Genomic DNA, 15382 nt, shown 5'->3' on the forward strand with positions numbered 1-15382 from the left:
CAGCATTCCAATCGGGTCTTCCGCTGTTCGTGCCGCCTAGGGCCCGTATCGACGCTGCGGCACCTTTAGCTGAATAATCAACAAATTAACCAGATACATTGGGCATGCACTTACGGCGCTCCGCCTAAGACGGCGCCGTGCATCCGCGTTTCGCCCCGATTGCCGTCCGGCACGGCATCTTCGCTCACCTCGCGCACGACACCGCCGGCAACACGCTGATGATCGTCGCCGCGGCACTGTTGCCGCTGGCGGCGATGATCGGCAGCGGGGTCGACATGGGGCGCGCCTACCTTTCCGAAACGCGACTGCAGCAGGCGTGCGACGCCGGGGTGCTGGCCGCGCGCAAGCGGCTCGGCACCGAAGCCGCGATCAGCGGCACGATTCCCGACGACGCCGAGCTCGCCGGCGAGCGCTTCTTCAATGTGAACTTCGAGGAAGGCGACTACGGATCCAGAGACCGCAGGTTCGCGATGTCCCTCGATGAGGACTTCTCGATCTCCGGCGACGCGAGCGTTGCCGTGCCGACGACGCTGATGGCGATCTTCGGTTTCGGTGACATCCCGATTCACGTCGAGTGCCAGGCCCAGCTCAACATGGCCAACACCGACGTGATGATGGTGCTGGACGTGACCGGGTCAATGGCGGAGACCAATCCCGGCGACAGCACCAGCAAGATCGAAGCGCTCAAATCGACAGTCCGCGGCTTCTACGCGCAACTGTCGGCAGCCGCACCGAGCACCACCCGGCTGCGCTTCGGCTTCGTGCCCTACTCGACCAACGTCAACGTCGGCGCCTTGCTCAGGGACGACTGGGTCAACACCACTTGGAAGTACCAGTCGCGCGAGCGGTTCAAGGAGCTCGGTCCGCTGACGACGACGACCTATGTCCGCAACTGGATCTATAAGAGCGGTTCGGTCGGCGCCGCCAGCGTGCTGTCGAGCTACGCCGCCACCTATCATCCGGGCTCGGCCGGCTACACTTACGTCGACGCCAACGAGAAGGTCGTGACGGTCCCCCCGAAGGCGGCGTATTACACTTGCGACCAGGCGACCCCGGCGGGCAGTTACACCGCGCAGGACCAGAAGCTCAGCACCGCGACCGAGCCTTTCGCCGGGCCGCCCAGTGGTACGCGCAAGATCGACCGCTACCAGCGTACCGAGAACGGAACCAACAAGTGGACGAGCCGCTCGGGCGCAACGTGCAGCGTCTATGCGCAAACGTACAACATTTACGTCCGCACTTATGAGCGAGTCACCGACCCCTATCAGACGACCGTCGACAAGTGGCGCTACGACCAGCTGGAAAAGGATGTCAGCAATTGGCGCACCGAAGGCAACGGCTGCGTCGAGGAACGCGGCACTTACGAGATCGACGACTACGACCATATCGACCTGGCCAGGGCGCTCGATCTCGACATCGACCTGGTCCCGACATCCGATCCTGCGACCAGGTGGTCGCCGATGTATCCCGGCGTGATCTACGAGCGCGCGATGAAATACGACGGGTCGGGCTCGTTCAGCACCGGCCAGAAGGTCACCACGGACGAGTACATGAACCCCGGTACGCTCGGCACCGCTGCATGCCCGCCGGCCGCGCGCAAGCTGGCGCCGATCACCGCCTCGCAGCTCGACGCCTACCTCTCCACCCTGACGCCGAACGGCTCGACCTACCATGACATCGGCATGATCTGGGGCGGGCGGCTGCTCTCTCCGACCGGTCTCTTCGCCAGCGAGAATGCCGACATCAGCTCGACCCGGCCGAGCACGCGGCACCTGATCTTCCTGACCGACGGCGAAACCGCGCCGCTCGACATCTCGTACTCCTCATACGGGGTCGAACCGCTCGATCGCCGGCGATGGAAGCCGGGCTCTAAGTACACCCTCACGCAGACCGTCGAAAAACGCTTCACCGCCGCCTGCAACGAAGTGAAGAGGAAGAATATCTCGGTGTGGGTGATCTCGTTCGGCACCGGCGCCAATCCGGTGATGCAGGACTGCGCCGGAGCCGACCGCTATTTCGTCGCCGCCGACACGGCAGCGCTCAACCAGACCTTCGCCACTATCGCCAAGCGAATGGGCGAACTGCGGGTGACCCGATGAGCGCGGCCGGGCTTGCCGCATCACTCGCTGCCGACAAGCGGGGCGTCACCGCGGTCGAATTCGCGATGATCGCTCCTGCGCTGCTGATGGTGCTGCTCGGCGTCTTCGATGCGGGGTACAATCTCTACGCCGCATCGGTGCTCGACGGCGCGGCGCAAAAGGCGGCGCGCGATTCGACCATCGAAGGCGCCGAGACCAAAGGGCTGGCGATCGACGACAGGGTCACCGCGGCGGTGCACAATGTCGTCCCGAGCGCCGACGTCACCTTCGATCGGCGCGCGTACCGCGACTATTCCGACATCCGCCGCCCGGAGGACTACACCGACGTCGACAACGACGGCGCCTGCGACAACAACGAACCGTTCAAGGATATCAACGGTAACGGGATTTGGGATTCCGATCGCGGCACCGACACGATGGGCGGCGCGCGCGACGCCGTGCTCTACACCGTCACCGTCAGCTATCCGCGGGCCTTCCCGCTGATGCACCTGCTCGGGCTCCCTGACACGGTCACCTCACAAGTTCGGACCGTGCTCCGCAATCAGCCGTATGGCACGCAAAGCCAGGCGGTCAGTGTGGCGCAATGTTCGTGAGGCGCCGCCTGCTTTCGCGCCTCGCCTCCAGCCGCACCGGCGTGGCGGCGACCGAGTTCGCGCTGTGCCTGCCATTCCTGCTCGGCGCCGGGCTGATGGGCCTCGAAGTGGCCAATCGGGCGATCATCCAAACCCAGGTGGCCCAGCTGGCGGCGCAGATCGCCGACAACGCCTCGCGCATCGGCGACACCTCAACGCTGCAGGACCGCAAGATTTATGAGAACGACATCGACGACCTGCTGCGCGGCGCGGCGGTACAAGGGGGCGGCCGTCTGGACCTGTTCGGCCACGGAAGGGTGATCATCAGCAGCCTCGAGGTGGTCCCAGGAAGCGACGATCGCCAGTACATTCACTGGCAGCGCTGCGCCGGAACCAAGCACCACTTGTCGAGCTACGGGCTCGAAGGCGACGGCCTCAACGGAGAGTTGGCCGGCATGGGCCCGGCGGGAAAAGAGGTCTGGGCTTTCCCGGACGAAGCAGTGATATTTGTCGAAGTCGCCTACGATTACCGGTCGCTGGTCGGGCCGCACTTCGGGATGGGTGGCGAAATCGTCTCCACCGCGTCTTTCACGGTGCGCGACGATCGCGACCTGACGCAGATCTACCAGCGAAATCCCGCCGCCCCCGATCCGGTGGCAAGCTGCAGCACCTACACCGACCCGACGGTCGAGACTTAGGCCTTGTAGGAGACTTTGCGCACCGCCTCGGCAATGCGCGCGCTGTCGATCAAGGCGAGCTTCTCGAGGTTCGCCGCATAGGGCAACGGTACGTCCTCGTTGCACACCCGCAGCACCGGCGCGTCGAGGTCGTCGAAGCCCTGCTCCATGCACAAGGCGATCACTTCGGAAGCGATCGAGCAGGTCGGCCAGCCTTCTTCGGCGACGACCAGGCGGTTGGTCTTCCTGAGGCTGGCAAGGATCGTCTCGGTGTCGAGCGGGCGCAGCGTGCGCAAGTCGATCACTTCGGCGTCGATCCCCTCCCCGGCCAGCGTCTCGGCCGCTTCGAGCGCGAGGCCGACGCCGATCGAATAGCTCACTATCGTCACGTCCGCGCCCTCGCGAATGATCCGCGCCTTGCCGATCGGCAGCACGTGGTCGTCGAGCTGGGCGAGCTCGAAGTTGCGGCCGTAGAGCAGCTCGTTCTCGAGGAATACCACCGGATCGTCGCAGCGGATCGCCGCCTTGAGAAGACCCTTGGCGTCGGAGGCATCGTAGGGAGCGATCACGATCAGGCCGGGCACGGCGGCGTACCACGGCGCGTAGTTCTGGCTGTGCTGCGCGGCGACGCGACTGGCGGCGCCGTTGGGGCCGCGGAACACCACCGGGCAGCGCATCTGCCCGCCGGACATGTAGTTGGTCTTGGCCGCCGAATTCACGATGTGGTCGATCGCCTGCATCGCGAAGTTGAAGGTCATGAACTCGACCACCGGGCGCAGGCCGCCCATCGCCGCGCCGGTGCCGATGCCGGCGAAGCCGTATTCGGTGATCGGCGTGTCGATCACCCGCCTGGGCCCGAACTCCTCAAGCAGGCCCTGGGTGACCTTGTAGGCACCCTGGTACTCGGCGACTTCTTCACCCATCACGAATACGCGGTCGTCGCGGCGCATTTCCTCCGCCATCGCATCGCGCAGCGCTTCGCGCAGGGTGACGGTGACCATGTTGGTACCGGCGGGGATGTCCGGATCGGCCGGTCGCGGGGACGATTGCGGACGGGTGATCTCGGCTTCGTCGGGCGCCTGACCAATCTTCTCGCCCTCGCCCGGCGCTTCGGCCGGGGTGGCGGGTGCGGGTGTAGGGGCCGAAATGGCGGAGGCGTCCTCGCCCTCGCCGGCGATCACCGCGATCACCGTGCCGACCTTCACGCCTTCGGTGCCTTCGGGCACGAGGATCTTGCCGACGGTGCCTTCGTCGATCGATTCGAATTCCATCGTCGCCTTGTCGGTCTCGATCTCGGCGAGCACGTCACCGGCGGAGATCTTGTCGCCTTCCTTGACCAGCCACTTGGCCAGCGTGCCCTCTTCCATCGTCGGCGACAGCGCGGGCATCTTCAGCTCGATACCCATCAGTATGCCCCCACCAGGACGTCGGTGTAGAGCTCGGCTGGAGGCGGCTCGGGCGAATTCTCGGCGAAGTCGGCCGCCTCGGCGACCTTGGCGCGGATCGCCTTCTCGATATCCTTCAACTGGTCCTCGGAGACACCCATGCCATCCAGGTCGTGCTTGGCGCGCTCGATCGGGTCGTTGTGCTCGCGCACGTCCTGCACTTCCTCGCGCGTGCGGTACTTCGCCGGATCGGACATCGAGTGCCCGCGGTAGCGATAAGTCTCGAGCTCGAGCAGCACCGGGCCCTTGCCGGCGCGAACGTGGTCGAAAGCGACCTTCCCCGCCTGGTGCACTTCCAGCACGTCCATCCCGTTGACCTTCATCCCGGGAATGCGAAACGCGGTGCCGCGACGATAGAAATGCGTTTCGGCGCTGCTGCGCTTGACCGAGGTGCCCATCGCATACTGATTGTTCTCGACCGCGAACACGATCGGCAGGCCCCAGAGGCTGGCCATGTTGAACGTCTCGTAGACCTGGCCCTGGTTGGCCGCGCCGTCGCCGAAATAGGCGAGGCACAGCCCGCCGTCGTCACGGTACTTGTGCGCAAAGGCAAGGCCCGCGCCGAGCGGCACTTGCGCCCCGACGATGCCGTGGCCTCCGTAGAAGGCATGGTCGGTCGAGAACATGTGCATCGAACCGCCTTTGCCTTTCGAGATGCCCGCCTCACGCCCGGTGAGCTCGGCCATGATCAGCTTCGGATCGATCCCGTAGGCGAGCATGTGGCCGTGGTCGCGATAACCGGTGATGACGCTGTCCTTGCCCTCCTCGAGCGCCGACTGCAGCCCGACTGCGACGGCTTCCTGGCCGATGTAGAGATGGCAGAACCCGCCGATCAGGCCGAGGCCGTAGAGCTGCCCTGCACGCTCCTCGAACCGACGGATCAGCAGCATCTGCTCGTAAAGGTGCAGCAGCTGTTCCTTGCTCGCCTTGAAGCGGCGGTCCTTCTCGAAGGCTTCCTGCAGGCTGTGCAGTGCGAACGCCGCGTCTTCCGCGGCGGGTTTGGCGGCGGCCTTGGCCGGCTTCTTAGGAGCGGAACTGGCGGCTTTGGCCAAGGCGAACTTCCCTGTCTTTCGAGCGGTGCGGGACCGGCGGTTGCCGGGCGCTATAAGCGCACAACCCGCGCGCTTGCAACGCCCGCCACGATGCAACGGGTCACCGGCACGCCAACGCCTTACTTGTCGTTGAGCTGGTAGATGTATTCGTCCGGATGGACGACGTTGAGATCGCCGCGGATCAGCTCACCTGCCATGTCGGGATCGACATGGTTGGGATCGAGCAGCGCGACACGGTTCTTGAGGTCGGCCCGCTCATGCTCGAGCTGCTTGATCTGCGCCTCGCGCTTGTCGAGCAACGACAAGTTCTCGCCCCAGGCGATGAAACCGTAGGGACCAGCGAGCGCCAGTCCGCCGAGCAGGAGGAGGTAACCGAGCGCGCCGAACTGCCTCACCTTTTCACGATCGAGCAACGGGACGGCAGCGGGACGATTCATGACCGGAGAGAATCACAGTTAACGACCCGATTCAAGCGGTTTCGCGGGGAACTCACCGTATTTTCGAACGGCCTGTCTGCATCGCCGCTTGTCGCTCGGGCCGGAAAAGGTTACATTTGAAACCATGACCGACCTGTTCGACAATCCGCTTGGCCTCGACGGCTTCGAATTCCTCGAGTTTTCAGCGCCCGAGAAAGGCACGCTGGAAGCGTCGTTCACAGCGATGGGCTTCACGCTCGTCGCGCGCCATCGCAGCAAGGACGTGCAGCTGTGGCGCCAGGGCCAGATCAACTTCGTCGCCAATTACGAACCCAGGAGCCCGGCCGCCTATTTCGCCGCCGAGCACGGTCCTTCGGCCTGCGGCATGGGCTTTCGCGTGCGGGACGCCGGCGCGGCCTATGCCGAGGCGCTGCGGCGCGGGGCCGAACCGGTGGACGTGCGCACCGGACCGATGGAACTCAACATCCCGGCGATCCGCGGGATCGGCCATTCGCTGATCTACCTGGTCGACCGCTATGAAGTGGACGACAACGGCGCCCTGTCGATCTGGGACATCGACTTCGTGTGGGAAGCCGGTGTCGCCAAGCATCCGGTCGGCGCCGGGCTCGAGATCATCGATCACCTGACGCACAACGTCTACCGCGGCCGCATGGCTCACTGGGCAGGGTTCTACGAGCGCATCTTCAACTTCCGCGAGATCCGCTATTTCGACATCAAGGGCGAATACACCGGCCTCACCAGCAAGGCGATGACCGCCCCCGACGGGAAGATTCGCATTCCCCTGAACGAGGAAGGCCAGAAGGGCGGCGGGCAAATCGAGGAATACCTGCGCGAGTTCAACGGTGAGGGAATCCAGCACATCGCGATGTCGAGCTCGAATCTCTATGAAGTGTGGGACCGGCTGAAGGCTCTCGGCACGCCCTTCGCTCCGCCCCCGCCGGCGACCTATTACGAGATGCTCGAAGAGCGGCTCCCGGGCCATGGCGAGCCGGTCGACGAGCTGCAGAAGCGCGGCATCCTCCTCGATGGCTCGACCGAAGACGGCGACCCGCGGCTGCTGCTGCAGATCTTCAGCCAGACCCAGATCGGGCCGGTCTTTTTCGAGTTCATCCAGCGCAAGAAGGACGAAGGCTTCGGCGAAGGCAACTTCACCGCGCTGTTCAAGTCGATGGAGGCCGATCAGCTTCGCCGCGGCGCGCTGAAGGTGGAAGAACCGGCCGAGGACTGACGAACGAGCAAGACATGGCGCGCGTCCGGGCACGGTGTTAAGTTCGCCCGACAAGTTCCGAGGGAGAGAACCGCCATGCTTCGCGCCGTTTGCGCCGCACTCGCCATTGTTGCGCTCGCCGCTCCTGTCTCGGCTCAGCAATCGGTCACCCGCCATTCGCTCAGCGTCGAGCAGGCGCAAACGATGCTTCATGCGGCCTACGCCAAGGCGCAAGAACGCAAGGACCAGGTGGCGATCGTGGTGGTGGACGACCATGGCGACGTGGTCGCTTCGCTGCGGATGGATGGCGCCAAGGCGTTCGTCTACGAGCTGGCGCGGCGCAAGGCGGTGACTTCGGCAGACTGGGGCAGCCCGAGCAAGGGCATGCAGGACGCGCTCGCCGCGGGCCGCACCGGCCTGCTGGCGATGGACCGCGTCATGCCCCTGGCCGGCGGCCTGCCGGTCAAGCTCGGCGGCGAGACGATCGGCGCGATCGCCACCAGCGGCGGCGGCGGTGCCGACGGCGACACCGTGATTTCGCAAGCGGGTCTCGACGCGTTCAAGTGAAGGACGCTTGAGGCGACATTGCCGACCTGCAGATTTCGCTGTCCTACACGCGTCGATTTTGCCAGCGTAGCCTGAATACAGGCACGAGTTCGGCGTGGGCCACGTGCAAAGCAACGAAGCCAGGGTGACAGCGGGTTCGCCAAAGGTCACACGGGCGATCGCGGAATTTCGGCGCGAACCCGCGCAAATCCGCGAATTCCGTTGAAGTCGCCCGGCGCGAAAAGTTGCAAGGTGTCACCCGCGCCCGCGGCTCCGGCGGCGAAAGAGGAGAGATTCGATGGCATTCGACTTCGCTGGGCGCACGGCGTTCATCACCGGCGGGGCAAGCGGGGCCGGCTTCGGCCAGGCCAAGGTGTTCGGCCGCGCCGGGTGCAAGGTGTGCATTGCCGACATCCGCGCCGACGCGGTGGAGCAGGCGCTTGGCGAATTGCGCGGCGAAGGAATCGAATCTCACGGCATCGCGCTCGACATCACCGACCGAGAGGCGTTCGCGCGCGCCGCCGACGAAGCCGAAGGGGTGCTTGGCCCGGTCACAATGCTGTTCGGCACTGCCGGGGTGTCGATATTCGGCCCGCTGGAGAAGGCCAGCTACGCCGACTACGACTGGATCTTCGACGTCAATTTCGGCGGCGTGGTCAATCTGATGCAGACGTTCGTGCCAAGGATGATCGCCCACGGACAAGGCGGCCACATCGTCAACACGGCCTCGATGGGCGCGTTCTTCGCCAACAGCGGCGCCGGCATCTACTCGGCCTCGAAGTTCGCCGTCCACGGCATCACCATGGCCATGCGCGACGCGCTCAAGGATTACGGCATCGGCGTTTCCGTGCTGTGCCCGGCGAACATCAAGACCAATATCGCCGAGAGCGTGAAGACGCGGCCAGAAAAATATGCCGCGAGCGGTTTTGCGGTCGACGAGCGCGAGATCGCCGCACTACGCGAGATCTACTCTCACGGGATGGAGCCCGAGGAACTCGCCGGTCACGTCAAGGCGGCGATCGAGGAAAACCGCTTCTACATCATCCCCTACCCGGAGGCGCGCGGCCTGCTCGAGGCGAAGTTCCAGCAGGTACTCGACGCCCTCCCGCCACCCGAAAGCGATCCCGAAGGGCAGGCGAAGCGGAACGAGGCGATGACAAACTACATCGAGGCGCGCAGGGCCATGGACGCCGAGCGTTACGGCAAGAGCACGCGCTGACGCATGGCGTTCAGGCCCGCGCAAGGCTCTTGCGCGAAACCGGCCGAAACGCCACTAGCGTCACGGACGAGAGGGAGTTCTTTTCAATGATCACGGCGCAGCGCGCAATTGTCCTGCTTACCGGCGCCGCCCTGGCGCTCTCCGCGACCCCGAGCGCGGCCCAGGTGGATCCGGGCATCGTCCTCAACATCATGCGCGAATGCGCCAAGATCGACGACCCGACCGCCCGGCTCGCCTGCTACGACAACAATGTTCGCGCGGGTGGCGCGGTCGGCGCCATTCCCGGACAGATGCCTCGCCCGAGCGGCGGCGGCGCGGTGGCCAATCCGAACGCGCCGAGCGGCTTCGGGGCCGACGATCTGCGCACTCAGTCGCAGGAACGCTTCAATCCCACCCGCAACGGTGCGAAGGAAATCTCCACGACCGTCGCCGACGCGCGCGAGCGCCAGCCGGGCGTGTACCTCGTCACGCTCTCCAGCGGCGCGCAATGGCTGTTCTCCGAAGGCGTCAGCCAGACATACCGGCCGCCGCGTAGAGGCGACAGCGTGCGGATCGAGCGTGGCGCGCTTGGCAGCTATCTGATGATGGTCGGCAAACAGGCCGGCGTTAAGGTCACCCGCATCAAGTAAAGCGGCGGCGCGCTCAACCCGCGCGGTCAAGCTCCTCGAATGCCCGCTCGCGTTCGAGCTGGGCAACCGCGTTGCGGCGCAGCTTGTCGAACGTGCCGAGGAAACGCTTGCGTTCCTCTTCGCCGAGCGGAGCCATCAGGAAGCTGCTGCGTTCGACGCTGGTCTCCTGGATGATGTCGTATAGCCGCCAGCCCTCGGTGGTCGGGGAAAATCGACCGTGACGGCGCCCGGGGCGGCCCTCGCGGGCGACCAGGCCCCTGTCGATCAGCGCGCCCACGGTGCGGCCGGCCTGGCTGTGGTCGCGCTGCAGCTGCGCGGTCAACGTCGGCCAGTCGATCGGCGCCCGCATGCCGATCTCGTTGAGCACCCAGGCCTCGAATTGCGACAAGCCCGTCCGGCGCTTGAACATCAGGGCTCCGCTGCGGCCGAAATAGGCGCTTAGCGTGAGCAAGGGCGAAACGATCCGTGCGCGATCGATCAGCACCGGCTCGTTGCTGCGCCGCTCGGCGCGGACGATGTCCTCGACCTCCGCATCGCCGCGATCGAACGTCGCGGTGCGCGCGCGCTCCTGCTCGTAGAGCGCGACCGAGCGGTCGAGCAGCAGCTCGATGGCGGCGAAGAAGTCGGCCAGCTCCTCATCGTCGATGTCGAAGGTCAACTCGCGGTTCCGCAAGTCAGCCAGGCGCAGCAGGCGGTCGGCCTGGCTTTCGCCCTTGCGGGTCAGCGTCACCGGTGAACGGATTTGCTCGCGCTCGACCATTCGCAGCTCGAGCAGCCGCTTTACCGAGCGGCTGACCTGGGCCTTGTCGACACCCACCGAGCTCGACAGCTCGGCCGGAACGAGCGCTCGTTTCGTCCGCAGCAGGAACAGGATTCGGCGATCGAGTTCGACCAGGTCGAGTTCACGCGCATACGACAGCTCGGCACTCTCACGCGTCTTGTGAAGAAACTGCCACAACTCGCTCTGAAAGATGATCGGCGCCGTCTGCTTGCCCGAATCGTCACCGCCGGCGCGCGGCGGCTGCAAGCCCTTGAGGATAAGCCCCAGCCGGGCGACGAAATCGTCTGGCGCCTCGGCCGGCAGCGCACCGTTGCGGCGGGCCTGCGCCAACGCACCGAGGGTGAATGTTTCGACCAGTTCGAGCGCCTCGTCGGCGATCGACCCGAGCGGCGCGAGCGAACGACGGTCCGGCATCCCGGCGGCTGAGCCGCCCGCTGCCTCGCGCCACAAAGCCAACGCCTGCTCGCGCAAGGCGCCGCGCCAGCCGTCCTGGCGAATGTCGTCTGCCGCTGTCGTTCTATCTCCCGCCTTCGATGCGGCGGCGGCGCGCTTGGCCATCTGCAATTGTTTCTCCCGGTCCAGCACGGCCGTGTGTCATGCCTAATTACATTTTGCGACAATTAACAGCCGGTCGAGCAGGCCGGACTTTATCAACCGCACCCGGAACGAAGAATCGCCGAACCGATGCACCTTGGCAACAGTGCCCGCCCCGCCCCCCGCGAGACAACTGAAAAAGCGAGCAAATCCTAGTGCTTCCGCTCTTACGGAGGCTGTTGCAGCAGGTAACGGAGTGGCAATCATGAGCGCGAACTTTTGCGAAAATTGCGCAAACGGGGACGATTCCGCGTGTTTGGACATGCCCTGGCACTAGACACTGTCAACGCCGCGCCATATGAGCTTTTCCTGACGGAACCCGCCGACTCAACGAGTGGGACCGTAGGGGAGGATTAATGGCCATAGCGCAAGTCCGCGCAGTCGGAGCGCCCGCGACGGGGCTCGATGGCCGTCATTCTCCACTAACTGGATTGTTCCCGGGGCGGCTCACCGCTTCCGGCATATTAACGCACAAAACCGGCACCGGCCGCACGGCCGTTGACCTACATCGTGAAGGGAGCTCGAAGTGAGGAGTTTGCAGACAACCCGCAATGCGGCGTTCAAGGCCGCTCTGCTGGCCGGCGGCGCCGGCATTATTGCTTTGGCCCAGCCCGCGTACGCGCAAGCTGGCCAGCCGGTTCAGACCAACGAACCAGTCGCAACCTCGCCCGACCAGCCAGAGGGCAGCACGGTCACCGACACGACCAACCAGCCGGGCATCGTCGTTACCGGTTCGCGCATCGTGAAGAAGGACTTCGAGTCCAACAGCCCGATGGTCACCATCGACCAGGGCCTGCTGCAGAATTCCTCCACCGCGGCGCTCGAGCAGCAGCTGAACAAGCTGCCGCAGTTCGTCCCGGCGCAGACCCCGACCGCGGGCGGCGACATCCAGCCGACCGCCACCAACACCCCGGGTGCTGCGACGGTGTCGCTGCGCGGCCTCGGCATCAACCGCAACCTCGTCCTGATCGACGGTCGCCGCGCGACTCCCGGCAACGCTTCGGGCTCGGTCGACATCAACACCATTCCTTCGGCCGCCGTTGAGCGCGTCGAGGTCATCACCGGCGGCGCCTCGGCGACTTACGGTGCGGACGCCATCGCCGGCGTCACCAACTTCATCCTGAAGAAGAACTTCCAGGGCCTCGAGCTCGACGGCCGCCTCGGCCTCAGCGAGCACGGCGACGGCATGGAGTTCCAGGTCTCCGGCATCATGGGCGCCGACTTCGACGACGGCCGTGGCAACGTCAGCATCGCCATGTCGATGAACAAGCGCGATGCCAGCTACCAGGTCGATCGCAAGTGGTACCGCGACCTGTGGACCGACCCGCAAGTCGGCGGCGACCAGTTCTTCATCGAGTATCCGGGCGTGGCCTTCGGCAACGACTGGGGCGGCATGCCCAGCAATGCCGCGCTGCAGACGCTCTTCCCCGGCTCGAACCCGACGGTCATCAGCACCGCGCCGAACGCCATTTCGACACTGTTCGGTATTTTCGCGCCGAACATCTATGTCCAGCCGGAGAATAACAACGCACCGTTCACCTGGGGCTTCTTCAACCGCTACCAGCAAGGCGGCCTGGTGAACTTCACCGGCTTCCAGGAAGATCCGATCCGCTACAAACGCACCGCCGACGGCGGCGCCGCGGCCAACTTCGGGCAATACTACCTCACCCTGCCGCTCAAGCGCTACAACATGTTCGCGCGCGGCAACTACGAGGTCAACGACTGGATCGGCGTGTTCGGCCAGGCGATGTTTACCCAGACCCACACGCAGAACCTCAACCAGGGCGGCGCACTCGTCGGCGGCTGGGACGTCTTCGTTCCCTACGGCAGCGGCGTCTATACCGGCAGCGCTCTGCCGACCAACGTCCACACCGGTGGCCGGGACATCAACGTCAACGGCTACGGCAACCCGAGCTCGGTCGTCCTCAACGGGATGGTCTATGGTGGGGGAACCTACGTCGACCCGACGCCGGGCAACCTAGCCGACAACCCGACCAACCCGGCGTTCACGACGCTTTACGGTACCAGCCCCAACTCGACACTGGCGGCGTGCGCCAACGCAGCGGTCGGCGGTTGTACCAACCAGCAGGCGATCGGGCAGTTCATGCCGGCCGCGATCCAGGCGGCTCTCAACAGTCGCCCGAATCCGAATGCACCCGCTCAGGTGGTCTTCGGTATCCCCGAGCCACGCACGGTGTTGACCGACGTCACCACCTATAACCTGACCGCTGGCCTCGAGGGTTCGATCCCGGGCACCGACTGGACCTGGGAAGCGTTCGCCACGTTCGGTGAATCGTACACCTTCGCCCGCCAGACCGGCACGTATTCGCTGACCCGCGCCCGCAGCCTCATCCAGGCTCCTGGTTTCGGTCTCGACTACGTCAACAACAGCAACACGGCGAGCATCCGCCAGAACGTCGTCAACGGGGTTCCGTACGGCTTCGGTGCGAACATCGCCACTTGCGACAGCGGCTTCAATGTCTTCAACGGTTGGAGCGGAATCTCCGACAACTGCAAGGAAGCGTTGAAGGCGGACCTCAAGAACCGCTCGAAGATCCAGCAGAACATCTGGGAAGCCAACACTACCGGCACCCTGTTCGAGCTTCCGGCCGGCCCGCTGCAGGCGGCTCTCGGCGCCAGCTATCGTGAGACGGACTACGAGTTCATCAATGACACGCTCACGACGCAGGATGCTTCGTTCCTCGACCAGTCGATCGGCATCTACCCGAGCATCGACTTCGCCGCGCAGATCAACGTCAAGGAAGTCTACGGCGAGTTGGCGGTTCCGATCCTCAAGGACAGCTTCATCAAGGAACTGAGCCTCGAACTCGGTGGCCGTATCTCGGATTACAGTACCACGGGCACCAGCTACACCTACAAGGCGCTCGCCAACCTGGCGATCACCGACTGGCTGCGCTTCCGTGGCGGGTACAACCGGGCCGAGCGTTCGCCGAACATCTCGGAACTGTTCCTGACCCCGCAGCAGACCTTCGCGTTCAACGCCATTGGTGACATCTGCTCGACGAACTCGAACTACTTCATCTCGACCAATCCCAATGCACCGGGCAACAACGCCGGGCAGGCGGCCGACATCCTGGCGGTCTGTAAGGCGGTGATGGACAACACCGGCGGGCCCGGCACTTCGACGGCCTACTACGCCCCGGGCAGGACCCAACCTGCGGCGGGCGGCGGGTTCTCGTTCCCGACCATCCAGGGCAACCCGAACCTCAAGCCGGAAATCGCGGACACCTACACCTTCGGTGTGGCACTCAGCTCGCCGTTCAGCACTCCGCTGCTTTCGCGGCTCCGGCTGACGGTGGACTGGTACCAGATCAAGCTGCGCAACGCGATCGGCGTCTCACCGGCCGCGACCATCCAGCGCTGCTTCGATCCGTTCTACAACCCCCTGGTCACCGGTGCCGCTGGCAGCCCGGCGCAGGCCGTCGCCGCGGCGACGTCCAACTCCTGCGCTGGTCCGACCACGGCGCTGACCTACGATCCGGCGCCGGGCCTGGGCCTGGGCCGTGTCACGGCCAGCTACACCAACGAAGGCAAGGCGAACATCGAAGGTATCGATGCCCAGCTCGACTGGGGCGCGGATATCGGTCCGGGCACGCTCTCGCTCAACGTGGTGGGCAGCTACTACATCCACTACAAGGTGAAGGAGCTCGCTCACAACCCGATGGTCGACTACACCGGCACGTTCGGAACGAGCGCGCTGGGGCTGCAGACCGGTGCCTACGAATGGCGCTTGCTGACCAACGTCGGCTACAAGGTCGGACCGGCCTCGCTCGGGCTCCAGTGGCGGCATCTGCCCTCGGTCGAGGACAGCGGCCAGGCCAGCCAGCCGACGCCGAACGCCACGGGCGACGAGCATCCGTATGACCTGTTCGCGCTCAACGGCAGCTTCGAAGTCACCGACAACTTCACCATCCGCGGCGGTATCGATAACCTGTTCAACCGGGCTCCGCCGTTGGTCAACTACCAGACGAACTACGACAACACCGGCGCGACCCAGGGCCTTCAGACGCTCCGTGGCGGCAGCTACAACGGCAGCTTCTACGACACGCTCGGCCGCACCTTCTACATCGGGGCGAACGCCAAGTTCTGATCTGAAAGAAGGC

Annotated in this window: 12 protein-coding genes; 8 read left to right on the plus strand and 4 right to left on the minus strand. The window is 65.0% G+C overall.

Annotated features, from left to right (window positions below; translation table 11 throughout):
* Positions 1-137 precede the first annotated feature (137 nt).
* Genes G7B69_RS02195 through G7B69_RS02205 form a run of 3 tightly spaced genes read left to right on the plus strand, consistent with a single transcriptional unit; the run spans position 138 to position 3369 of the window.
* A complete protein-coding gene (locus G7B69_RS02195; RefSeq protein WP_166175655.1) occupies positions 138-2099 on the plus strand; it encodes a Tad domain-containing protein in 1962 nt (653 codons plus the stop codon).
* Positions 2096-2692, plus strand: a complete 597-nt coding sequence (locus G7B69_RS02200) for a TadE/TadG family type IV pilus assembly protein (RefSeq protein WP_166175657.1) — start codon at positions 2096-2098, stop codon at positions 2690-2692. The genes G7B69_RS02195 and G7B69_RS02200 overlap by 4 nt, the downstream gene beginning before the upstream one ends.
* Positions 2689-3369: a TadE/TadG family type IV pilus assembly protein gene (locus tag G7B69_RS02205; protein ID WP_166175659.1), complete on the plus strand. Its 681-nt coding sequence runs from the start codon at positions 2689-2691 to the stop codon at positions 3367-3369. Before G7B69_RS02200 ends, G7B69_RS02205 begins: the two co-directional genes overlap by 4 nt.
* Here the strand turns inward: G7B69_RS02205 and G7B69_RS02210 are convergent.
* The 3 genes from G7B69_RS02210 to G7B69_RS02220 form a co-directional block, all read right to left on the minus strand.
* Positions 3366-4754: a pyruvate dehydrogenase complex E1 component subunit beta gene (locus G7B69_RS02210; protein WP_166175661.1), complete on the minus strand. Its 1389-nt coding sequence runs from the start codon at positions 4752-4754 to the stop codon at positions 3366-3368. The genes G7B69_RS02205 and G7B69_RS02210 overlap by 4 nt on opposite strands.
* Positions 4754-5845, minus strand: a complete 1092-nt coding sequence (gene pdhA / locus G7B69_RS02215; RefSeq protein ID WP_207785930.1) for a pyruvate dehydrogenase (acetyl-transferring) E1 component subunit alpha — start codon at positions 5843-5845, stop codon at positions 4754-4756. Before pdhA ends, G7B69_RS02210 begins: the two co-directional genes overlap by 1 nt.
* Positions 5846-5964: 119 nt before the next feature.
* Entirely contained in the window at positions 5965-6282 is a 318-nt protein-coding gene (locus G7B69_RS02220; protein ID WP_166175663.1) for an FtsB family cell division protein, read from the minus strand.
* A 124-nt stretch (positions 6283-6406) separates the two neighbouring features.
* Between G7B69_RS02220 and hppD the strand changes: the two genes are divergently transcribed.
* From hppD to G7B69_RS02240, 4 genes are all read left to right on the plus strand, one after another.
* Positions 6407-7510, plus strand: coding sequence for a 4-hydroxyphenylpyruvate dioxygenase (hppD, locus tag G7B69_RS02225; RefSeq protein WP_166175665.1), 1104 nt, complete (start codon positions 6407-6409; stop codon positions 7508-7510).
* A 75-nt stretch (positions 7511-7585) separates the two neighbouring features.
* A complete protein-coding gene (locus G7B69_RS02230; protein WP_166175667.1) occupies positions 7586-8056 on the plus strand; it encodes a GlcG/HbpS family heme-binding protein in 471 nt (156 codons plus the stop codon).
* A 277-nt stretch (positions 8057-8333) separates the two neighbouring features.
* Positions 8334-9254, plus strand: coding sequence for an SDR family NAD(P)-dependent oxidoreductase (locus G7B69_RS02235; protein ID WP_166175669.1), 921 nt, complete (start codon positions 8334-8336; stop codon positions 9252-9254).
* Positions 9255-9340: 86 nt separating this feature from the next.
* The gene (locus G7B69_RS02240) at positions 9341-9883 is read left to right on the plus strand and encodes a hypothetical protein (RefSeq protein ID WP_166175671.1); all 543 of its coding nucleotides are present in this window, start codon (positions 9341-9343) and stop codon (positions 9881-9883) included.
* A 13-nt stretch (positions 9884-9896) separates the two neighbouring features.
* On the opposite strand, the gene G7B69_RS02245 is transcribed toward G7B69_RS02240, so the two are convergent.
* A complete protein-coding gene (locus tag G7B69_RS02245) occupies positions 9897-11222 on the minus strand; it encodes a hypothetical protein (RefSeq protein ID WP_166175673.1) in 1326 nt (441 codons plus the stop codon).
* Between the two features lie 562 nt (positions 11223-11784).
* Here G7B69_RS02245 and G7B69_RS02250 point away from each other — a divergent pair.
* A complete protein-coding gene (locus G7B69_RS02250) occupies positions 11785-15369 on the plus strand; it encodes a TonB-dependent receptor domain-containing protein (protein ID WP_166175675.1) in 3585 nt (1194 codons plus the stop codon).
* Positions 15370-15382 lie beyond the last annotated feature (13 nt).

The sequence above is a fragment of the Croceibacterium segetis genome, from assembly GCF_011320115.1.
In the GTDB taxonomy this organism is placed as follows: Bacteria; Pseudomonadota; Alphaproteobacteria; order Sphingomonadales; family Sphingomonadaceae; genus Croceibacterium_B; species Croceibacterium_B segetis.

What these genes read in the sequence shown, in the direction of transcription:
- G7B69_RS02230 (WP_166175667.1), top strand. Translation starts at nt 7,586, where the DNA reads ATGCTTCGCGCCGTTTGCGCCGCACTCGCCATTGTTGCGCTCGCCGCT.
- G7B69_RS02220 (WP_166175663.1), bottom strand. Translation starts at nt 6,282, where the DNA reads ATGAATCGTCCCGCTGCCGTCCCGTTGCTCGATCGTGAAAAGGTGAGG.
- G7B69_RS02210 (WP_166175661.1), bottom strand. Translation starts at nt 4,754, where the DNA reads ATGGGTATCGAGCTGAAGATGCCCGCGCTGTCGCCGACGATGGAAGAG.
- G7B69_RS02200 (WP_166175657.1), top strand. Translation starts at nt 2,096, where the DNA reads ATGAGCGCGGCCGGGCTTGCCGCATCACTCGCTGCCGACAAGCGGGGC.
- G7B69_RS02245 (WP_166175673.1), bottom strand. Translation starts at nt 11,222, where the DNA reads ATGGCCAAGCGCGCCGCCGCCGCATCGAAGGCGGGAGATAGAACGACA.
- hppD (WP_166175665.1), top strand. Translation starts at nt 6,407, where the DNA reads ATGACCGACCTGTTCGACAATCCGCTTGGCCTCGACGGCTTCGAATTC.
- G7B69_RS02240 (WP_166175671.1), top strand. Translation starts at nt 9,341, where the DNA reads ATGATCACGGCGCAGCGCGCAATTGTCCTGCTTACCGGCGCCGCCCTG.
- G7B69_RS02235 (WP_166175669.1), top strand. Translation starts at nt 8,334, where the DNA reads ATGGCATTCGACTTCGCTGGGCGCACGGCGTTCATCACCGGCGGGGCA.